This window comes from Staphylococcus sp. LKG4-2 (genome assembly GCF_050955665.1).
Classification (GTDB): domain Bacteria; phylum Bacillota; class Bacilli; order Staphylococcales; family Staphylococcaceae; genus Staphylococcus; species Staphylococcus saprophyticus.
In genome coordinates this window covers 2376347-2397455 of the sequence record NZ_CP194532.1, presented here as the reverse complement: position 1 = coordinate 2397455, position 21109 = coordinate 2376347, and the positions used below count along the sequence as shown (strand labels likewise).

Annotated in this window: 21 protein-coding genes and 1 pseudogene; 18 read left to right on the top strand and 4 right to left on the bottom strand. The window is 33.6% G+C overall.

The features are described from left to right. Nucleotides 1–264 precede the first annotated feature (264 nt). Nucleotides 265–774, top strand: coding sequence for an immunodominant staphylococcal antigen IsaB family protein (gene isaB / locus ACM6UH_RS11800; RefSeq protein ID WP_048787553.1), 510 nt, complete (start codon nt 265–267; stop codon nt 772–774). Nucleotides 775–866: 92 nt separating this feature from the next. Here isaB and thiD read toward each other — a convergent pair whose 3' ends face one another. Next, on the bottom strand, nt 867–1697 hold the full coding sequence (thiD, locus tag ACM6UH_RS11795) for a bifunctional hydroxymethylpyrimidine kinase/phosphomethylpyrimidine kinase (protein ID WP_048787554.1): 831 nt from the start codon (nt 1695–1697) through the stop codon (nt 867–869). Nucleotides 1698–2273: 576 nt separating this feature from the next. On the opposite strand from thiD, the gene ACM6UH_RS11790 reads away from it, so the two are divergent. From ACM6UH_RS11790 to ACM6UH_RS11765, 6 genes and pseudogenes are all read left to right on the top strand, one after another. After that, nucleotides 2274–2930 carry a uracil-DNA glycosylase gene (locus tag ACM6UH_RS11790; protein WP_047502838.1) on the top strand — a complete coding sequence of 219 codons (657 nt, stop codon included), beginning with the start codon at nt 2274–2276 and terminating at the stop codon, nt 2928–2930. 2 nt (nt 2931–2932) lie between these two features. Continuing rightward, complete coding sequence (locus tag ACM6UH_RS11785) at nt 2933–3298, top strand: DUF5327 family protein (protein ID WP_047502835.1); 366 nt, start codon at nt 2933–2935, stop codon at nt 3296–3298. 36 nt (nt 3299–3334) lie between these two features. Next, on the top strand, nt 3335–3697 hold the full coding sequence (locus ACM6UH_RS11780; RefSeq protein WP_103301711.1) for a DUF423 domain-containing protein: 363 nt from the start codon (nt 3335–3337) through the stop codon (nt 3695–3697). 61 nt (nt 3698–3758) lie between these two features. Then, a complete protein-coding gene (locus tag ACM6UH_RS11775) occupies nt 3759–5246 on the top strand; it encodes an APC family permease (protein ID WP_011303768.1) in 1488 nt (495 codons plus the stop codon). A 238-nt stretch (nt 5247–5484) separates the two neighbouring features. After that, nucleotides 5485–5943, top strand: a complete 459-nt coding sequence (locus ACM6UH_RS11770) for a MarR family transcriptional regulator (protein ID WP_048787162.1) — start codon at nt 5485–5487, stop codon at nt 5941–5943. Between the two features lie 186 nt (nt 5944–6129). After that, nucleotides 6130–7544: pseudogene (locus tag ACM6UH_RS11765) on the top strand (DHA2 family efflux MFS transporter permease subunit). 162 nt (nt 7545–7706) lie between these two features. On the opposite strand, the gene ACM6UH_RS11760 reads toward ACM6UH_RS11765, so the two are convergent. From ACM6UH_RS11760 to hemQ, 3 genes are all read right to left on the bottom strand, one after another. Further along, nucleotides 7707–8159 (bottom strand): threonine/serine exporter family protein, encoded by a 453-nt coding sequence (locus tag ACM6UH_RS11760; protein WP_011303765.1) that lies wholly within the window; start codon nt 8157–8159, stop codon nt 7707–7709. 11 nt (nt 8160–8170) lie between these two features. Next, nucleotides 8171–8941 carry a threonine/serine exporter family protein gene (locus ACM6UH_RS11755; RefSeq protein ID WP_371806906.1) on the bottom strand — a complete coding sequence of 257 codons (771 nt, stop codon included), beginning with the start codon at nt 8939–8941 and terminating at the stop codon, nt 8171–8173. Nucleotides 8942–9478: 537 nt separating this feature from the next. Next, entirely contained in the window at nt 9479–10228 is a 750-nt protein-coding gene (gene hemQ / locus ACM6UH_RS11750) for a hydrogen peroxide-dependent heme synthase (protein ID WP_002484071.1), read from the bottom strand. Between the two features lie 175 nt (nt 10229–10403). On the opposite strand from hemQ, the gene pta reads away from it, so the two are divergent. The 11 genes from pta to ACM6UH_RS11695 all read left to right on the top strand — a co-directional run bounded on the left by pta (nt 10404) and on the right by ACM6UH_RS11695 (nt 21103). After that, nucleotides 10404–11390 (top strand): phosphate acetyltransferase, encoded by a 987-nt coding sequence (gene pta, locus ACM6UH_RS11745; RefSeq protein ID WP_011303762.1) that lies wholly within the window; start codon nt 10404–10406, stop codon nt 11388–11390. Then, the gene (locus ACM6UH_RS11740; RefSeq protein ID WP_061046359.1) at nt 11390–12226 is read left to right on the top strand and encodes a lipoate--protein ligase family protein; all 837 of its coding nucleotides are present in this window, start codon (nt 11390–11392) and stop codon (nt 12224–12226) included. Before pta ends, ACM6UH_RS11740 begins: the two co-directional genes overlap by 1 nt. A 599-nt stretch (nt 12227–12825) precedes the next feature. Continuing rightward, nucleotides 12826–13749: a mevalonate kinase gene (mvk, locus tag ACM6UH_RS11735; RefSeq protein WP_048787189.1), complete on the top strand. Its 924-nt coding sequence runs from the start codon at nt 12826–12828 to the stop codon at nt 13747–13749. A gap of 5 nt (nt 13750–13754) precedes the next feature. Continuing rightward, complete coding sequence (mvaD, locus tag ACM6UH_RS11730; RefSeq protein WP_011303759.1) at nt 13755–14738, top strand: diphosphomevalonate decarboxylase; 984 nt, start codon at nt 13755–13757, stop codon at nt 14736–14738. A 12-nt stretch (nt 14739–14750) separates the two neighbouring features. Next, nucleotides 14751–15827 carry a phosphomevalonate kinase gene (locus tag ACM6UH_RS11725; RefSeq protein WP_011303758.1) on the top strand — a complete coding sequence of 359 codons (1077 nt, stop codon included), beginning with the start codon at nt 14751–14753 and terminating at the stop codon, nt 15825–15827. A gap of 278 nt (nt 15828–16105) precedes the next feature. Beyond that, a complete protein-coding gene (locus ACM6UH_RS11720) occupies nt 16106–16444 on the top strand; it encodes a DUF1450 domain-containing protein (RefSeq protein ID WP_011303757.1) in 339 nt (112 codons plus the stop codon). A gap of 400 nt (nt 16445–16844) precedes the next feature. Continuing rightward, entirely contained in the window at nt 16845–17780 is a 936-nt protein-coding gene (locus tag ACM6UH_RS11715) for an aldo/keto reductase (protein WP_011303756.1), read from the top strand. Between the two features lie 260 nt (nt 17781–18040). Beyond that, nucleotides 18041–18583, top strand: coding sequence for a flavodoxin family protein (locus ACM6UH_RS11710; protein WP_011303755.1), 543 nt, complete (start codon nt 18041–18043; stop codon nt 18581–18583). Between the two features lie 133 nt (nt 18584–18716). Beyond that, nucleotides 18717–19196, top strand: a complete 480-nt coding sequence (locus ACM6UH_RS11705; protein ID WP_011303754.1) for a GNAT family N-acetyltransferase — start codon at nt 18717–18719, stop codon at nt 19194–19196. A gap of 36 nt (nt 19197–19232) precedes the next feature. After that, the gene (locus ACM6UH_RS11700) at nt 19233–20534 is read left to right on the top strand and encodes an HD domain-containing protein (RefSeq protein ID WP_048787188.1); all 1302 of its coding nucleotides are present in this window, start codon (nt 19233–19235) and stop codon (nt 20532–20534) included. 56 nt (nt 20535–20590) lie between these two features. Further along, a complete protein-coding gene (locus tag ACM6UH_RS11695; RefSeq protein WP_048787187.1) occupies nt 20591–21103 on the top strand; it encodes a YwhD family protein in 513 nt (170 codons plus the stop codon). Nucleotides 21104–21109: the final 6 nt, after the last annotated feature.

Genomic DNA, 21109 nt, shown 5'->3' with positions numbered 1-21109 from the left:
CACTACATATAATAATAGAATTTCATGCGAAATACATGAGTCTACAGTATCAACTTTTTATCAGTCTAACGTCGTATAACATCAGAAAGGCTGATGTAAAGCGTTTTCTGATGATTTGTTAGACAATTACAAAAGTTAGGTTACCTAATAATCAAAATAATAAATCGTATATTTAGTTTAAATTTGCACTTTTGGTAATATTTCTGTAACATTGTAATCGAATCGTAATCTGATTCAAAAAATCTTTAAATGGAGTGATACCAAATGAATAAGATAGCAAAGACTTTTGTAGCTGGTAGCATTGTATTTGGGACTGCATTAGGCATAAGCGTTTCTAATGAAGGTGTATCACAAACCGAAGCACAAGCAGCAACGACACAACCTTGGTATGAGTATAGTGGTTATACTTCAAAAGGTGGGGATTTTGTACTAGATCAATCATTTTATAATGGTTTAAAAGCAGGTAATGTTGAATTTAATGGTATTAAAGTTAATAGTCAATATACTTCTGATACAGCGACTAAAACAATATATGATCAAACATTCCAACAAATTAATGGAAATAAAGCGAATAGTGTAACTTTTGATATACAAAATAAAGCAGTAAGTTTTAAAGATATACGTGTGCAATATGGTCAAAATTATGAATATCAAGAACCCATGAATGGTGAGAAAAAAGCAAGTGGCGATGGCTTATACGGATATGATGTAAGCAAAGGTCATATTGTATTTTATGTAAGTAATGGTTACGTGAAAAGTGCAACGCTCTCATAACCCATAAATAGAATTATTGAATAGACAATAGAATCTGAAACATAAAAGCCCGTCGTTAACATTACAAGTTAACGACGGGCTTTTTAAATTGTTTAAACTTCTGTCACTTCTACGTCTACGTGTTCAACACGATTATAGGCACCGTGGTCTACTGGACCGACAAAGTCATTCATTTTCCAACCGTTTTTAATTGCAGAAGCAACAAATGCTTTAGCTGCGATAACGGCTTCTTTCGGTGATTTGCCATTTGCTAAATAAGCTGTAGTAGCGGCAGCAAATGTACAACCAGCACCGTGATTATAACTTTGCTGGAACATGTCTGTTGTTAATTGATAGAATTTTTGACCATCATAGTATAAGTCATAAGATTTATCTTGATCTAATGCTTTGCCACCTTTAATAATAACGTGCTTAGCACCTTGCTCATGAATTACTTCAGCAGCTTTTTTCATATCTTCAATTGATTTTAATGTTCCTAAATTAGCGAGTTGACCAGCTTCAAATAAATTTGGTGTGACCACTGTCGCTTTTGGTAGTAAGTATTCAATCATAGCGTCCGTATTTCCTGGGTTAAGTACTTCATTTTCCCCTTTACATACCATGACTGGGTCTACGACAAAATAATCTGCACCAGATTCAACATAGGCGTCGCCAGCACGTTTAATGATTTCTTGTGTACCTAGCATACCTGTTTTAACAGCATCTGGACCAATGGAAATCGCCGTTTCTAATTGTTTTTCGAATACATCAAATGGAATCGGTGTTACATCATGTGACCATGATTTTTTATCCATCGTGACGATTGAAGTTAGGGCTACAATACCGTATGTGCCTAGCTCTTGGAAAGTTTTTAAGTCGGCTTGCATGCCAGCACCGGCACTTGTATCTGAACCGGCAATTGTTAATGTTTTTTTCAATGCCATGGAATTTCACTCCTAAATATCTTTTGCATATATCATACCACGTTTGTCGAGTATTCTAAATAAAGGAAGTTTGTAGTGAAGTTAAATTTATCACTATTGAAAAAGGATATTATTATAGAAGTAGTTGGACTAATCATCGTGATGTCGAGAAAGTAACGAATAAGGGAATACCTGAGCTAAAGCTCAAACGGTCTAGGAACATATGAACTAAAGTTCATACGTAAGTGGTACTAAACTTGCTTAAAGCAAGAAGTTCCACTAATAATTATTGCGAAGCAAAAAAGTTTTTAAGGGTTACATTCACTAAAGTGAATGCATTTGTATAAAGGAACACATTTGCATAAACAAATGCGTAAGTCCAACTATTATAGAAGTAGTTGGACTAATCATCACGATGTCGAGAAAGTAACGAATAAGGGAATACCTGAGCTAAAGCTCAAACGGTCTAGGAATATATGAACTAAAGTTCATACGTAAGTGGTACTAAACTTGCTTAAAGCAAGAAGTTCCACTAATAATTATTGTGAAGCAAAAAAGTAGTTCTTTATGTTATTATATCAATGAGGTGAGAGGTATATGGAATGGTCGGATGTTTTTCATGAAATAACTACGCGACATGATTTTGCTGCAATGCATGATTTTTTAGAAAAAGAGTATACTACAGAAATTGTTTATCCAGATAGAAAAAATATTTATCAAGCCTTTGATCTAACGCCATTTGAACAAGTGAAGGTGGTTATATTAGGGCAAGACCCTTATCATGGACCGAACCAGGCACATGGTTTAGCATTTTCTGTGCAACCAGATGCGAAATTTCCGCCCTCTTTACGAAATATGTATAAAGAACTGCAAGATGATGTGGGATGTATAAGAAAATCGCCGCATTTGCAAGATTGGGCACGCGAGGGTGTATTATTATTAAATGCTGTGTTGACAGTACGGCAAGGTGAAGCACATTCACATAAAAATATTGGGTGGGAAACGTTTACCGATGAAGTAATACAAGCGGTATCAGAACATTTAACACACGTTGTGTTTATATTATGGGGAAAACCCGCACAACAAAAAATTAAATTAATCGATACATCGAAACACCATATTATACAATCACCACATCCAAGTCCATTGTCAGCGTATAGAGGATTCTTTGGTTCTAAGCCTTATTCGCAAGCAAATACATATCTACAAGCCAATGGTAAACAACCTGTGAATTGGTGCGAGAGTGAGGTTTAAAAATGGAAAAAGATAAAATTATACAATTAATTGAACAAGAATTAGTACAAGCAGATGAAGCAAATAGTAACGCAGAATTTGAAAAACATATTTATGCGATTCATACGTTAACGTCATTAGTGAGTGACAATTCATCTAGTAAGAAAGTATATAGTGACAACAGTTTTAATGTGTCTTCTTCTTTTAAAGCGTCTAAGTCACAGAATATCTCATCTAAGCAGGGTGTTTCTGAAGATGAGATTCACGCAATGGGTGGAAAAGTATCAGGTGTTTCTTCATCTAATACAAGCACAAATCCATCACTCACTGCGAATAAATTAGTAACAGATGATGAAATAGGCAATGGCGATTCCATTTTTGATTTTTAAATAATTTTAAATAGTAAAGGATATGAATAGATCATGATGAAAGTGTTTATTATTTTAGGCGCATTAAATGCAATGATGGCTGTAGGTACCGGTGCGTTTGGTGCACATGGATTAGAAAATAAGCTATCTGCAAAATATTTATCAGTATGGGAAAAAGCAACAACTTATCAAATGTATCATGGGCTTGGATTACTAGCCATAGGTATTATTAGTGGTACAACTTCGATCAATGTAAATTGGGCGGGTTGGTTACTTTTCTTTGGAATTGTATTTTTCAGTGGTTCTTTATATATCTTAGCGTTAACACAAATTCGCATAATAGGTGCAATTACACCTATTGGTGGCGTACTGTTTATTGTAGGTTGGTTAATGTTAGTGATAGGTACGTTTAAAATATAAATTTATAATTGTTATAGAATTCATCTTGTGGGTATAATACACTCCATGAGGTGAATTTTTTATGAGTCAAAATAATCAGCAAGTAGATAGAGGAGATTTAAAGAAAAATCTATCTGAAAAATTTGTGTGGGCGATTGCTTACGGGTCTTGTATCGGTTGGGGTGCATTTATTCTACCGGGTGACTGGATAGGACAATCGGGACCAATTGCAGCAGCGATTGGTATTGTCATAGGTGCATTGTTAATGATACTTATTGCAGTGAGTTACGGTGCATTAGTTGAACGATTCCCAGTTTCGGGTGGCGCGTTTGCTTTTAGCTTTTTAGGATTCGGAAGATATGTAAGTTTCTTCTCATCTTGGTTTTTAACATTTGGTTACATATGTGTAGTGGCATTAAATGCTACTGCGTTTAGTTTGTTAATTAAATTTTTACTACCAGATATTTTAGAAACAGGAAAATTATATACCATTGCAGGTTGGGACGTGTATATCACTGAAATTCTCATTGCATCATTATTGCTTATTGTATTTATGTTTATAGCGATTAAAGGTGCTAGTGTGTCAGGATCACTACAATACTACTTCTGTGTAGCGATGGTTATTACTATATTACTATTGTTCTTTGGTTCGTTCTTTGGAGGTAATTTCTCTTTAGATAATTTACAACCATTAACCAACGAAAAAGAAGGTTGGTTTACTTCCATCATTATGATTGTTGCTGTCGCACCGTGGGCCTATGTTGGATTTGATAATATTCCACAAACGGCAGAAGAATTTGATTTTGCACCAAATAAGACGTTTAAATTAATTGTATATAGTTTATTAGCAGCTGCATTTACTTATGTTTTAATGATTTTATATACAGGTTGGTTAGGTACACCATCAACAAGCCTAAACGGTAATTTATGGTTAACCGGTGCTGTTACGCAAGAAGCCTTTGGTTATATTGGTTTAGCTGTATTAGCAATTGCGATTATTATGGGTATATTTACTGGCTTAAATGGATTCTTAATGAGTTCAAGCCGTCTCCTATTTTCAATGGGACGTTCAGGTATTATGCCTTCTGTATTCAGCAAGTTGCATAAAAAATATAAGACGCCTTATATAGCAATTATTTTCTTAGTAACCATTACATTAATTGCACCTTGGTTAGGTCGTACAGCACTAACTTGGATTGTTGATATGTCTTCTACAGGTGTATCAATAGCTTATTTCATTACTTGTTTATCAGCAGCTAAATTATTTAGTTATAATAAATCAAGTAACACGTATGGACCTATTTATAAAACATTTGCGATTTTAGGATCAATTGTATCATTTATCTTCTTGTTGTTATTATTAGTTCCAGGTTCTCCGGCGTCACTTTCAGCACCTTCATACATCGCATTTGGCGGCTGGTTAGTGATTGGTTTAATCTTCTTTATTGTGCGTTATCCAAAATTAAAACGCATGGATAATGATAAATTAAGCTTGCTTATCTTAAACCGTTCGGAAAGTGAAGTTGTAGATTTAATTAATGAGAACAAGGCTGAAAACACGAATAAATAGCTTTTCTTGTGATTATTTTATGAATAAAGCATAGAAAACTTAATAAATAGTGAATTAAAACAAGTAGTATTCCTTTACGGTTTGCTGCTTGTTTTTTATTGGGTTAAATCTATAAAAAGGTAGAAATTCAAAAAAATACTTTTAATTAAAATTGATATTAGTCATAATATATTTAACCGTTGCTATAGATTAGAACGTTTTGAGAAAGAGTAATGTATCAAGTATAGGAGATCAATTTATGAATAAAGAGGATTTATTACTAACGAATATAAAAAATGTATATGATAAAATCGTTTGGCTCAATAAACCTGTAATGGAAGCACGCCTAAAAGGATATACATCGACTGAAATACATTGTATTGAAGCAATTGAAAAAAGTGTGCATCCTAATGTGAGCCAACTTGCGCAAACATTATTTATGACACGAGGCGCAATTAGTAAATTAACAAAAAAATTAATTCAAAAAGATGCAATTGTTACTTATAAAAATCCTGATAATAAAAAAGAAGTTTACTTTAAATTAACGGACAAAGGGCGCATAGCATTTGATACACACGAACAGTTCCACAAAGAGTTTAAAGAACGTGATGCACAAGTCTTTGATGCAATGACAGATGATCAATATAAAGCTATGATGACTTTTTTAAATCAATACAATGCACATTTGGATAAGGAAATAAACGATAAAGAAAATTAAATAGAAAATGACTGAAAACCAGTAATTAGGCAAAGCGATATAAGCAAAACTATACAAGTATTACTTAAATGAGCAAGGTTGCTTAGGAAGAACTAGGCAATAATGCTTGAGTAAATGGTAGGGGAACGATTTATAGATAGCTGCGTAAAAATTTTGTTAACAAGAAAACAAAAAGCGAGTAGTATTTTGTTGACGAAGAAACAAAAGGAGAATGAATACGTGAAATCTATAGATAAAATACCTACAAATATAATGATTGCTGCTTGGGCAATAGCGCTCGGTGCGATTACACCGATGCTTGATGCCACAATGATCAATATTGCAATTAAAGATTTAACTCAGGACTTTCACACTACGTTAAGTATAATACAGTGGGGTGTGACGGGTTATCTGCTTGCATTGGCCATCGCAGTACCTATATCTGGTTGGTTAATGAATCAATTTAATAGTAAGCGAGTATTTATTTCAGCAGTCGTTGGCTTTGGGATAACTTCATTGGCAACAGGATTGAGTTAGAATATAGTAACGTTTATTAGTTTTAGATTATTGCAAGGCTTTAGTGCAGGTGTGATAACGACATTGATGCCTACGATGCTAGTATTGATCGCAGGTCAAAAGTATATCGGTAGAGTCATTGCAATTGTTAGTACACCTATGATATTAGGACCAATTTTGGGACCTGTACTGGGAGGTTTGATTATACATTTTGCAACATGGCAATGGATATTTTTTATAAATATCTTTGTGACGATTATTGCTGTGCCTATTATGATTAAAAAATTGCCTGACTTTAATCCAGTAAATAAAGAAAAGAAATTAGATTATATAGGTGTCATTAATTTGGCTTTGATAAGTGTGACGTTACTCTATGGTTTAGTACAAGTATCCAAGTTTGGTTCGTTTAATAATCCTGTGACGTATATCAATATGACCATTGGGGTTATCTGTATAATAGTTTATATTATTTATAATCGTATGAAACAGTACAATACGGTCTTACCGACAAATTTATTTAAATCTCGTAATTTTTTGCTTGTAGTTTAGGATTATTTCTAGCTAATGTTGCCATATTAGGTCCAATGATTATATTGCCTTTATTCTTTCAACGTTTTCAGCATTTCAATGCAAATGAAACAGCGATTATGTTAATGCCACAAGGATTAGGTATGCTAATTACACGTCCTTTAATTGGTGAAATTATAGACAAGTATGGAGGTAGAAACATTGTACTTATCAGTACGATGGTTGTACTCATAACATCTGTTTCATTTATGTTTATTTCTGGTCATACGCAAAGCGTTTGGATTGGGCTAATCTTATTTATAAGAGGTTGTGCAGTTGGTGGCGTAATGTTACCTCTGACAAGTTCTGCATATTATGGATTAGAAAGGGAACAATTATCGGAAGCTGGCGTAGGAATTAATATTATAGAGAATATTGGTTCTAGCTTTGGTTCGGCACTTATTGCAACAGTTGTCGCAACAGTCATACATTCAATGTCTGTTAATATACCAAATGAATTAACTGCATATCATGCTGGATTTTCAGTTGCGGTTATTGCACTTGTAGTGTTATTGTTACCAGCTTGGTTTATCCATTAAAAAGATAATAAATCACAGTTTGCAGAAGAATCTGTGTCATAAATGAAACATATAGGTTTTGATAGCTAATAATTTATGACTAAATGAATTTATAATAAATTTTTAATAAAATAAGCCACACATGCACTCTTTTCAACGCATGTGTGGCTATTTATATAAATATTAGATTCTTTTTTTACGTATTTTTGTACCTGAAATAATTAGTTTAGAAATTTGATCTGCAAAAAGTAGACCTAAGGCGATAGCACCAGCAATAAGCGTTACTTCAAGCATTGTATTAATGGCTTTACTAAATTCTAAAAGTACTAAATTTTTCGTAGCATCAAATGCTAAACCACCAGGTACGAGTGGAATAATACCGGGAATCATAAAAATGATGACAGGTTCTTTTTTAGAGCGTGCCATAATATGACTTAAGCAGCCTAATGCAAGACTACCAAAGAAACTTGAATAAATTGTATGTGTATTTAAACCATCGAAAAATATGGTATAGACCATCCAACCGCATGCACCTACGATACCTACCGTGTTATATAAACGTTTTGGGACATCAAATATAACGCCGAAGAATAGGGAAGCGGTATAACTAAATATAAAATTTAATATCCAAAACATAGACATAACTCCTAAAATATAATAAGTACTGTACTAACGCCAGCTCCAATACCGAATGCAGTAACGAGCGCTTCTAATGATTTGGTGGTAAACATTAACATATGACCGCCAAACAAATCTTGAATTGCGTTTGTAATTAATACACCAGGTACAATAGGCATGACTGCTGCAATTATAATGGTAGAAATTGAACCACCGGGTATGAGATTATGACCGATAATGGTGACTAATCCAATAACTAATGCGCCCATAAATTCAGGGATAAATTGGGCATGCAATTTTTGTTGTAATATTTCGACTACAATATAACCGAAGGAACCAGCTAATAACGCTGTTAATACATCAGTTAAATGGCCGCCTTGTAAATATAAAAAACTGACAGATATGACGGCAGCAGCAATGAATTTATAAAAAAGGTAGTGGTTTTTTATACTTTGTTCTTGATATATTTTTTGAAGTTCTTGAAATGCATCTTCTAAAGAAATGTCACCGAGCGCCAAACGTCTAGAAATGCCATTTGTTCTGGAAATGCGGTGTAAATTCGTATCGCGCGTTCTAATTCTATACATACGTGGATATGACTCATCGTGAAGCATGAAGTTGATAACGGTATTTGTAACAAAGCTATTACTTTCTTTGTGTCCCAAAGTGATAGCGATGCGTGTCATCGTATCTTCTACTCGAGAGCCTTCTGCACCAGATTCTAATAATATTCTTCCTGCTAACATGATGACATCTTTTGCCATCTTTTCATTATAACTTTCTATAGCTTGATTATATATTGTCATTTAATCACCAATTAAAGTTTATTTGAGCAACCCTGACAATCGCTGACTACAGGTTGAGTATAAGTTGCTAAAGTAATATTTTTTATTGTAACACTTTATGATCGTTATTTGTTATTTGAATTGGAACAAGTGCTTAAATGAAGGGAAACTGTATTTTGTGCAATTAAGTCAATACATTTATGTTTCAAATATTTCAAATAGGTTAAAATAGTATTAGTTAACTGTTACAGACATGTATTGAGTAGCGACAATATACAACAGTTAATATTAAATTAGGTAGTGATTAAAAGTTCTCCCAAACACACTACATTCAACAAAGGCACACTTATTTATGTGATGAGCGTGCCTTTGTTTATTGCGCTGATTCACACTTAATAAAATTTGAGAATTCTTTTTATGATTAAAGTGAATTGATAACACGTGTACATCGGAAATTGAGAAGATGTGTGAAAATATATATAAAGAAGGTAGCGACATTAATTGCCGCTACCTTCTTTAGTTTGAGAAATATGATAAATCCATTGAATGATTTTATAAAGCAAATAAATCTTGTAAGTTATCTTTAGTCACGATATGACCTACATAAAAGCTGCCGAAGTCGCCATAACGTGCAGTTGTTTCATCGAATCTCATTTCATAAACAATTTTTTTGAATTGTAATGGATCATCTGCAAATAAAGTGACACCCCACTCAAAATCATCAAAGCCCACTGAACCAGTGATGAATTGTTTGATTTTACCAGCATATTGTCTACCTATTTTACCGTGAGCATACATTAATTCTTGGCGTTTTTCTAACGGTAACATATACCAGTTATAAGTTTCATTACGACGTTTATCCATAGGATAGAAACAAATATATTCAGATTGTGGTAATTCTGGGAATAATCTAGGTTTGATGTGTGGATTTTCATAAGGATCTTCGTCAGATTTTCCTGCAAGATAATTACCTAATTCGATGATTGATACATAAGAATAGGTTGGAATTAAGAAATCTGCAATTTTCAATTTATTAAATTCGTTTTCAAAAGCATTTAAATCTTTCATTTCTGGACGCAATGCCCATAAAAGAATATCTGCTTTTTGACCTGTAATATTATAAAAAGCATGATCACCTACGTGATTTGTACGCGCTTCTTCATGTTTATTTAAAAATGTTTGTAATTCATCTACGATTGTTTGACGCTCTTCTGTTGGAACTAAGCGTAAACTTGACCAATCAATAGCGTATAATAAATGTAAACTATACCATCCATCTAACGTTTCTGGTGCTTGTGGCATTTAAATCGCTCCTTTTTCATGAAAAATTCTATGTCTTCACTACAAAATTCTACCATAAAGGAACACTTAAAACATAAGTAAATGATTACAAATTGGTGACATGGAATTCTAAGAAAGAATAACGTATAATGAAAAACGTAAAATAATTAAGAAAAGAAATTTGAGGAGGCCCCTAATGACTTTATTAGATGTATTACAAGAAAAACTTACGGGAAAAAACGTGAAAATCGTTTTACCAGAAGGTGAAGACGAGCGCGTATTAGAAGCGGCAACACAATTACAAGGTACTGATTATGTTTCTCCTATATTATTAGGAAATGAATCGAACATCAAAGCCTTAGCTAGTGATAAAGGTTTAGAAATTTCAGATTTAGAAATCATTGACCCAGAAACAAGCGAATTGAAACAAGAACTTGTTACTGCATTTGTTGAACGCCGTAAAGGTAAAGCGACTGAAGAACAAGCGCAAGAGATGTTGAAAGATGTTAACTACTTTGGGACAATGCTTGTTTATACTGGTAAAGCAGAAGGTTTAGTAAGTGGTGCGGCACATTCAACTGGTGATACGGTACGTCCAGCGTTACAAATCATCAAAACAAAACCAGGTGTCTCTAAAACTTCTGGTATTTTCTTCATGATTAAAGACGATAAACAATATATCTTTGGAGATTGTGCAATCAATCCAACACTTGAAGCACAAGATTTAGCAGAAATAGCTGTGGAAAGTGCAAAATCTGCTAAAAGCTTTGGCATGTCACCACGCGTTGCAATGTTAAGCTTCTCAACTAAAGGTTCTGCAAAATCTGACGATGTTGAAAAAGTTGCAACTGCTGTTAACTTAGCTCAAGAGAAAATTGAAGCAGATCATTTAGAAGATGTTGTTGTAGATGGTGAATTCCAATTTGACGCAGCAATTGTACCTGAAGTTGCTAAGAAAAAAGCACCTGATGCAAAAATTCAAGGCGATGCAAATGTATTCGTATTCCCAAGCTTAGAAGCAGGTAATATTGGTTACAAAATTGCACAACGTTTAGGCGGATTTGATGCAGTAGGTCCAGTATTACAAGGTCTTAATTCTCCAGTGAATGATTTATCACGTGGCTGTTCTAAAGAAGACGTGTATAATTTATCAATCATTACTGCAGCACAATCATTGCAATAATGGATTTAGCAAGTAAATATTTTAATGGTATAGATTGGCGTTATATTGATCATTCCTCAGGATTAGAACCAATGCAGTCTTTTGCATTTGATGATACTTTTTCAGAAAGTGTTGGAAAAGATTTATCGTGTAGTGTAGTTCGAACGTGGGTACATCAGCATACTGTTATACTGGGGATCCATGATTCAAGATTGCCTCATTTACAAGAGGGGATTCGCTACCTCACAGAAGAGCGCGGTTACAATGCAATCGTTAGAAATTCTGGAGGTCTTGGTGTTGTATTAGATCAAGGCGTACTTAATATATCGCTGCTCTTTAAAGGTAAACATGATATTACCATTGATGAAGCTTTTACTGTAATGTATTTATTAATTGCAAAAATGTTTGAAGATGAAGGTGTAGATATCGACACACATGAAATCGAAAGATCCTATTGTCCCGGTAAATTTGATTTGAGTATTAATGGTAAGAAATTTGCTGGTATTTCTCAAAGACGCGTCCGTGGTGGAATAGCAGTGCAAGTTTATCTCTGTGTGGAAGGTGATGGTAGTGAACGTGCTGATATGATGAAATCATTTTATGCGCGTGCGTTACAAGGTGAAGAAACAAAATTCACATACCCTGACATTGAACCGCAATGCATGGCCTCGCTTGAAACATTATTAGGCAGAACGATTACTGTGCAAGATGTCATGTTTCAATTATTATACGCAATTAAAGATTTAGGTGGCCGTCTGAATATGAACCCTATTACCGATGAAGAATGGTTAAGTTATGAAGGTTATTTTGAAAAAATGATTGAACGTAATGCGAAAATAAACCGCTCTATGGATTGACGTTAATTAAAGAACAGGTGAGATACTTCAAATCGAAGTAATTCACCTGTTCTTTTTGTTTTGCGGATTTCAGCATAATTTGTGGTAATGGATTTTTATATCTGTTGAATTATAGAAATGAAATAAGTAATATAGTGAAAGTATGGTTAAAAAATGCAGTACTAATAAAATTCCTTGAATTTAACGTGAGTTTTTTGAATATATGGCTAGTGCGTTTTATAATAGGGAAGTATTGAAAATAATTAGTAGCTGGTGTTAACTTTTTGTAACAACGATTTACAGAGCATTTGAATCATTAATTTCAAGTCCTTTGCTAAAATAATGCATCTATGACTAGAGTCGTATGGTAATATATGAAATTTATGAGATAATGTGTAATGGTATGTGCAAAAATAGAAAAAGAACGATTGTTTTAGAATGAATATTAAAGATGCTTTAAATAATTAAGCGAGGCATCGTTAATGAACGCTGTGAAAACAGTTTATTTCCCAGGGAATATAGTTCATTGCATAAGCAGAATTAGAATGCGGGTATACACAAAAAAGGTGTAGTACACAGAAAATATAAAATTAAAGAAAATACTAAAGGTGATTGAAAATATGGCACAACAAGGATACGGGGAAGCGAATGGAAAGGTAATTTTAATAGGCGAACATGCTGTTACATTTGGCGAACCAGCTATTGCAATTCCATTTACAACTGGAAAAGTTAAAGCGAAAATAGAATCTCTAGAGACAACAAACGCTTCATATATAAAAAGTGATGTATACGATGGAGAATTACAAAAGGCACCAGAGCATTTGAAAGCAGTGATTACACGTTTTATTGAAAAATATAAGATAGCGACGCCTATTAAAGTTTCAATCGATACGAACTTGCCACCTTCTAGAGGATTAGGTTCTAGTGCTGCGATGGCAGTCGCTTTTGTGCGTGCAAGTTTTGATTATTTGGATGAGCCACTATCGGATAAAATGTTAATAGAAGAAGCAAATTGGGCTGAACGCATTGCTCATGGTAAGCCGAGTGGTATAGATACACAAACAATCGTCTCAAATAAACCCGTATGGTTCAAACAAGGTAAGGTTACAACATTGAAACCTTTAGATTTAAATGGTTATATGGTAGTTATCGATACTGGTGTTCGAGGTTCTACTAAACAAGCTGTTGAAGATGTACACCAATTATGTGAAGGTGATAGTACATATCTGCAATATGTTGAACATATTGGTAAACTTGTACATGAAGCAAGTGAATCAATTGAACATCATAATTTTGAACAATTAGCTAAGGTGTTTAATCTGTGTCAAAAAAATTTAAGAACACTTACAGTCAGTCATGACAAAATAGAAGAAATATTAGATGCCAGTAAGGCGCAAGGTGCGATTGCAGGTAAACTAACTGGCGGTGGCCGTGGTGGAAGTATGATTGTACTTGCAACTAATGAAGAGACAGCTAAGCGTATTGCAGAAAGTGCAACGCAATTAGGTGCGCATCATACATGGATTGAATATTTAGGAGGGTAATGAAGTTGGTGAATAGTGGTAAGGCACGTGCACATACAAATATTGCACTGATTAAGTATTGGGGAAAGGCTGACGAAACATATATTATTCCAATGAATAATAGTTTATCTGTTGCGTTAGAACGCTTTTATACTGAAACGAAAGTTACGTTTGATGAGAGCTATACGAAAGATACACTTATACTAAATGGTGAAACAGTTACTGCAAGTGAATCAGCTAAAATTAGTCGTTTTATGGATATTGTTAGAGCGACATCAGGCACAACAATGTTTGCATATATAGAGAGCGACAATCATGTTCCGACTGCTGCTGGTTTAGCATCATCAGCAAGTGCGTATGCCGCATTAGCAGCTGCTTGTGACAAGGCTTTAAACCTTGGATTAACGGGTAAAGGATTATCTAGGTTAGCACGTAGAGGCTCTGGGTCAGCATCAAGAAGCATCTACGGTGGCTTTGTAGAATGGGAAAAAGGGCATGATGATGAATCATCGTACAGTTTTCCCATTGAAGCAGATCATTGGGAACAAGAGTTGGCAATGATTTTTGTAGTTATTAATAATAAAACAAAAAAAGTATCGAGTCGTGCCGGTATGTCACATACACGTGATACATCTCGCTTTTATCAATATTGGTTAAATCATGTAGATGAAGACATAGCGTCAGTTAAGCATGCGATTGAGCGAAAAGACTTTATGCAAATGGGTGAAGTCATTGAAGCTAATGGTTTACGTATGCATGCTACCAATTTAGGTGCACAACCTCCATTTACTTATATGGTTGAGGATAGCTATCTTGCGATGGATATTGTTGATCAGTGTAGAAAAGCTGGTTATCCATGTTATTTTACAATGGATGCAGGACCTAATGTGAAAATTTTAGTAGAAAAGAAAAATCAACAAGCAGTTATTGATGCTCTACATAAATCTTTTGATAAAGATCAAATTATTGCAAGTGACATTATAAGTACAGGCGTTGAAATTATTGAGTAAGGAAGAGATAAAATGATTCAAGTAAAAGCACCAGGTAAACTCTATATTGCAGGTGAATATGCAGTTACTGAACCAGGATATAAATCCGTATTAATTGCGGTTGATCGATTTGTAACTGCTTCAATTGAAGACTCAAATGCCCCTCAAGGTACCATACATTCTAAAACACTACATCATGATCCAGTGACTTTTCAAAGAAGAGAAGATCAAATCGTCGTATCCGATGTACATGCGGCGAAACAACTTAAATATGTCATTACAGCAATTGAAGTATTTGAACAATATGTGCGCAGTAATCATATCAGTTTAAAACATTTCAATTTGACGATTGATAGTAATTTAGATGACGCAAATGGCCATAAATACGGGTTAGGTTCAAGTGCAGCCGTGCTTGTTTCTGTAGTCAAAGTTTTGAATGAGTTTTATGAAACGCATTTATCAAACCTTTATATTTATAAACTAGCGGTAATCGCGAATATGAAATTGCAGAGTTTAAGTTCATGTGGTGACATCGCTGTTAGTATCTACACTGGTTGGTTAGCGTACAGTACATTTGATCATGAATGGGTCTCTCAACAAATTGAAGATACATCTGTTAATGAAGTATTGAATAAAAACTGGCCAGGTCTGCATATTGAACCGTTGCAACCACCGGAAAATATGGAAGTATTGATTGGTTGGACAGGATCTCCTGCATCGTCTCATCATTTAGTGAGTGAAGTGAAACGCTTGAAGTCAGATCCAACGTTTTATGGTAAGTTTTTAGAACGTTCCCACCTATGTGTTGAAAAGTTGATTCATGCTTTTAAAACAAACCACATTAAAGGTGTACAACAAATGATTCGTACCAATCGCGAAATTATTCAATCTATGGATAAAGAAGCTACGATAGATATAGAAACGGCACATCTCAAAGTGTTGTGTTCTGTAGCAGAAAAATATGGCGGTGCTGCTAAAACTTCTGGTGCAGGTGGCGGTGACTGTGGTATTACGATTATAAATAGTGATGTTAATAAGAAATTGATATATCAAGAATGGTTAGAGAATGAAGTGAAACCATTAGAATTTAATATTTATCATGGTCAATAAAGTCATGACAACTTGAGCAGTATACTAATCTACAGATTAGGTACTGTTTTTATTATATATAAATTAAACGAAGACGGGACGTTAGTCTGTGAAATCTCTATATAAACTTGAAATTTTAATAAAATAGAGTAAAATAATTAGAGTTGTAAAATCTAAAATACATATTAAGTAAGGCATCATAAACCTTATGATGATACATATAAATGAATGTTTACATTGTGAAATGATATTTAAGCTGTTTTGATAAACTGTAAACCATAAGAAAGGAATGGGTGTAGTTGCAAAATAAATTTTTAATTTGTGATGATTGCCAAGGGGTAAACTGTAAGTCATTAGAAAAAAAGTTAACGAAATTAGATCCTGAAGCTGAAATAGAAATTGGCTGTCAGTCGTATTGTGGACCGGGTCGCCGAAAAACGTTTGCTTTTGTTAATAATCGTCCACTCGCTGCACTCACAGAAGATGAACTTATGGAAAAAGTGGAAAAACAATTACAGAAACCGAGAGACCATGAAGAAGAAGAACGATTAAGAAAACGTAATGAAGAACGTAAACGTCGTAAAGAAGAACAAGATAGAAAATTAAAAGAAAAGTTAGCGCAAAGAAAACATAAATAATAGCTGGGAAGGCTTTAATAAAATAAAGTACGAAAATAAAATGAATACTATATAGTTCAAAAGCCTTACGTGGATGGGATTACGAAATCAACAAATTATATTTGATGCCGTAATCCCATTTTTTCAATATACGCTTTTAAAGAACATAATAGGTATGAAAATTTGATGTCGTAATCAAGCAAATATGTTTAGTTTTATAGCGTAATCATGCTAAATTTTAAATAGATATCATATTAGATAATATCTATTACTTACGTTTTTATTTTAAATATAAAGAAAAAGGGTAGAGTATAACTACTTATAAAAATAACAGTGATATATGGTTAAATCAATTGCTGTGGATAGCACATACATCGCTATGTGTAAAATATAAGAGAATTATAAAAGGAGTTGGGCTAGATTGACTAAGAAAACAAAGATTGGTAAGTCAAATGTTGAAGTAACACCTATCGCATTAGGTGCAAATGCAGTAGGTGGACATAATTTCTATAATGATTTAGATGAAGAACAAGGTAAAGAAACCGTACGTACCGCAGTGAGAAATGGTATAACGTTGATAGATACAGCTTATATTTATGGACCAGAGCGTTCAGAAGAACTCGTTGGTGAAGCGGTCAAAGAATTTGGTAGAGATGATTTTGCAATTGCTACTAAAGGCGCACACTATTTTGATGATGATGGTAATGTAAAATATTCAAATGATCCTCAATTTTTAAAAGATCAGGTTGAGCAAAGTTTAAAACGTCTGCAGTTAGATTATATTGATTTATATTATATACATTTTCCGGATGAGAACACGCCTAAGAATGAAGCTGTCGCTGCACTAAAAGAGCTCAAAGATGAAGGTAAGATCAAAGCGATTGGGGTGTCCAATTTCAATTTAGAACAATTAAAAGAAGCGAATAAAGATGGCTTGGTAGATGTTGTACAAATGGAATATAATTTATTAAATCGTGAAAATGAGCATATTTTCGAATATACTTCAGAACACGGTATCACGTTTATTCCATATTTCCCACTCGTTTCTGGTTTATTAGCAGGTAAATATAATGAGAATTCAACATTTGATGATATTCGTGCTAAAAATCCAGAATTTCAAGGTGAAAAATTCAAAGAAAATTTAGAGAAAATTGATCAACTACGTGATATTGCTGATAATCACAGAGTGGATGTTGCACACATTGTGTTGGCATTTTATTTAACAAAACCGTCATTAGATATTGTTATTCCAGGTGCTAAGCGTCCAAATCAAGTCGTTGATAATTTAACAACTTTAGATGTTGAATTAACTGAAGAAGAGATTGAAAAAATCGAAAAATTATTTCCTATAAAATAAAAAAATAAAAGTAGATGAACATGTATTATGTTTATCTACTTTTTATATTTATAAAGATGTTTTTAAAAATATACATTTATAGTAGGGGTTATAAGTTCAATTCTTGAGCAAATAATTTAATTTATTATTCTATTTTAAGTAAACTGTTTAGTAATTGTACTTTTTAGTGTAGAATTATTAATTAAGTTTAATGATTTTATGGAAATGTATATTTATAATTTTTGAAGGGAATATAAAATGAGTAGTAGAAGGAGATTAATATGATCACAGTTTTATTTGGAGGCAGTCGACCAGAAGGGAACACTGCACGTTTAACTAAGATGGCCATAGCTGGATACGACTACGAATGGATAGACTTAACGCAATATCAATTAAATCCGGTTAGAGACTATAGACACGAAGACAAAAGCATAGATTCATATGCGGATGACTATAAGACGCTTATAGATAAAGTATTAGCAAGTGACACAGTTATAATTGCTTCGCCAGTTTATTGGTATAGTTTATCGGCATCAATGAAGGCATTTTTTGATCATTGGTCTGAAACTTTATTGGATTCAAATTATAAAGACTTTAAAGATAAGATGTCTAAGAAAGATTTTAGACTTATTATCGTTGGTGGCGATTGTCCTAAAGTCAAAGCCAAACCATGCATCACACAAGTTAAATATAGTTTAGAGTTTCTAGGTGCGAGTCTAGGGGGCTATATTATTGGTACAGCTGAAAGACCGGGAGATATTGAAAAAGATGTTTATGCACTGTCACGTGCAAAAGAATGGCAACAAACACTTGGGAAGAACTAAATATAACATAGATAGTTTGGGTGAATTATAATATTGCCCAAGCTATTTTTATATAAATAGCTAAAGTATTTTGAATACTAAAATTATGATATAATGTAGCTATTATGACCTATCTAAATAGGGGGAGAACAACATGCATAAAATTAGAAAAGCAACACCGAAAGATGTTGTAGGCATCAGAGATGTAGCAACAAAAGCTTGGTATAATACGTACATGAATATTTATGCGGCTAAAACTGTAAATGAGTTATTGGCTGCTTCATATAATGAACAACATTTATTAAAACGATTGGAAGATCAATTGTTTTTAGTCGTAGAAGAAGATGAAAATATTATTGGTTTTGCGAATTTTATTTATGGTTCTGAATTATTTTTATCAGCACATTATGTAAGTCCATTGTGGCAACATCATGGCTATGGTTCTGAATTATTAACTGAAGGTTTAAGTTATTTCAACGATGAATATAAAGAAGTCTTCTTAGAAGTCGATAATAAGAATGATGAAGCTGTTTCGTTTTATGAGCAAAAAGGCTTTGAAAAATTACGTTCATATACGCATGTTATGTATGGTGAAGCCATGGATTTAGCGTTAATGCGTAAGACAATAAATTAGTCTGCATAAGTATAGGATATGGATAGGAGGACTACATTGACATTTACAACATATGCTACACAAAAATTACCAGAAGAAAAAGTGTTTAAAGATCCAATTCATAGGTATATCCATGTCAGAGATCAAGTGATTTGGGATTTGATTAAGACGAAAGAATTCCAAAGACTAAGACGTATAAAGCAATTAGGCACATTATATCTTTCATTCCATACGGCAGAACATAGTAGATTTGGCCACTCGTTGGGTGTATATGAAATTGTACGTAGGTTAATTGATGATTCATTTAATGGAAGAGAAGCATGGAATAACGAAGATCGCCCGTTAGCCTTATGTGCAGCATTATTACATGATTTAGGACATGGGCCTTTTTCTCATAGTTTCGAAAAGATATTTAACACGGATCATGAAGCATTTACACAGGCAATTATTACGGGTCCGACGGAAGTTAACGAAGTATTAAGTCGTGTTTCGGATGATTTTCCACAACAAGTTGCAGATGTTATTAATAAAACACACGATAACAAATTAGTCATCTCCATGATATCTTCACAAATTGATGCTGATAGAATGGATTATTTACAAAGAGATGCTTATTTTACCGGTGTATCATACGGAGAATTTGATATGGAACGTATCTTGAGATTGATGCGTCCATCTAAAGATGAAGTGTTGATTAAAGAAAGTGGTATGCACGCAGTAGAGAACTTTATCATGAGTCGCTATCAAATGTATTGGCAAATTTATTTTCACCCAGTCAGTAGAGGGGGAGAAGTGTTATTAAATAATTGTTTGAAACGTGCGAAATACTTGTACAATGAAGGCTATACTTTTAAAATGTATCCAACAGATTTCGTACCATTTTTCGAAGAATCCATGACAATTGAACAATATGTAGATTTAGATGAAGCGGTTGTCTTATATTACTTAAAGGCATGGGTGAAAGAAGAAGATTCCATCTTGAGTGATTTATCACGACGTTTTATCAATCGAGATTTATTAAAATATATGCCTTTTGATGGTTCGATTATAACAATCTCAGAATTAACTGATTTGTTTATTCAAGCAGATATAGATCCGAATTATTATTTTGTCAGTGAGTCCTTCTCAGATTTACCATATGATTATGATAGACCTGGATCAAATAGACAGCCGATTCATTTACTAAAACGTAATGGAAAAATTCGTGAAATTAGTAGTCAATCATTGGTTATCCATAGTATTACAGGAATTAATCGAGAAGATTATAAATTATATTATCCAAAAGAACTCATTGCGGATATTGAAGATGATCATGTAAAAAATGCAATTAATAGTATATTAGATGAATTGAATTCATAATATGATAACAGGTAAAATGAAATAAATGACTTAGATAATTTGGGAGGTGCACGTGAGTGGCTGGAAATAAAGGATTTAAATTTAACATTATTAAGAATGACCCACTTGATGGGCACAAAGGTACTAATATAGGTTCTATCAGTTTGGATAATGTGGCGCCTGTCTTTATTGATGTTCAAAATAAAGAAGCCTTTATTGATATTGGTGGTATGCACGCACGTTCAAGTGTAGAAAAAGGTGTTAAATGGATTAAAGAGAAAGAAGTCGTAGAAGGTGACGAAGCCAAGGAATATTGGTTATGCTGGGTTACGACTGAAAGAGGCGAAAATGGACCTTACTATGCTGGCGTGACAGGATGTTATTTATTAGTGAATAAGAGCATTCGCAGAGGTTACAAAAGCATGCCTGAACATGTTAATATGATGGATAAATCAATGAAACATCAAATCGATATAGATCATATTGGTGAGGACAATAAAGCAGTTTTGAAAGATTTTCTACAAACACATGATTTAGCTATGTGGAATAATTCAGATAAAGCATTACATGAAGCATTAGCAAGTAAATAATAAGTA

Excerpts from the sequence above, each read along its gene's own strand:
- hemQ (WP_002484071.1), bottom strand. The coding sequence starts at position 10,228 with ATGCCACAAGCACCAGAAACGTTAGATGGATGGTATAGTTTACATTTA.
- ACM6UH_RS11775 (WP_011303768.1), top strand. The coding sequence starts at position 3,759 with ATGAGTCAAAATAATCAGCAAGTAGATAGAGGAGATTTAAAGAAAAAT.
- ACM6UH_RS11725 (WP_011303758.1), top strand. The coding sequence starts at position 14,751 with ATGATTCAAGTAAAAGCACCAGGTAAACTCTATATTGCAGGTGAATAT.
- ACM6UH_RS11710 (WP_011303755.1), top strand. The coding sequence starts at position 18,041 with ATGATCACAGTTTTATTTGGAGGCAGTCGACCAGAAGGGAACACTGCA.
- ACM6UH_RS11785 (WP_047502835.1), top strand. The coding sequence starts at position 2,933 with ATGGAAAAAGATAAAATTATACAATTAATTGAACAAGAATTAGTACAA.
- ACM6UH_RS11740 (WP_061046359.1), top strand. The coding sequence starts at position 11,390 with ATGGATTTAGCAAGTAAATATTTTAATGGTATAGATTGGCGTTATATT.
- thiD (WP_048787554.1), bottom strand. The coding sequence starts at position 1,697 with ATGGCATTGAAAAAAACATTAACAATTGCCGGTTCAGATACAAGTGCC.
- ACM6UH_RS11780 (WP_103301711.1), top strand. The coding sequence starts at position 3,335 with ATGAAAGTGTTTATTATTTTAGGCGCATTAAATGCAATGATGGCTGTA.
- pta (WP_011303762.1), top strand. The coding sequence starts at position 10,404 with ATGACTTTATTAGATGTATTACAAGAAAAACTTACGGGAAAAAACGTG.
- mvk (WP_048787189.1), top strand. The coding sequence starts at position 12,826 with ATGGCACAACAAGGATACGGGGAAGCGAATGGAAAGGTAATTTTAATA.
- isaB (WP_048787553.1), top strand. The coding sequence starts at position 265 with ATGAATAAGATAGCAAAGACTTTTGTAGCTGGTAGCATTGTATTTGGG.
- ACM6UH_RS11705 (WP_011303754.1), top strand. The coding sequence starts at position 18,717 with ATGCATAAAATTAGAAAAGCAACACCGAAAGATGTTGTAGGCATCAGA.
- ACM6UH_RS11790 (WP_047502838.1), top strand. The coding sequence starts at position 2,274 with ATGGAATGGTCGGATGTTTTTCATGAAATAACTACGCGACATGATTTT.
- ACM6UH_RS11770 (WP_048787162.1), top strand. The coding sequence starts at position 5,485 with ATGAATAAAGAGGATTTATTACTAACGAATATAAAAAATGTATATGAT.
- ACM6UH_RS11760 (WP_011303765.1), bottom strand. The coding sequence starts at position 8,159 with ATGTTTTGGATATTAAATTTTATATTTAGTTATACCGCTTCCCTATTC.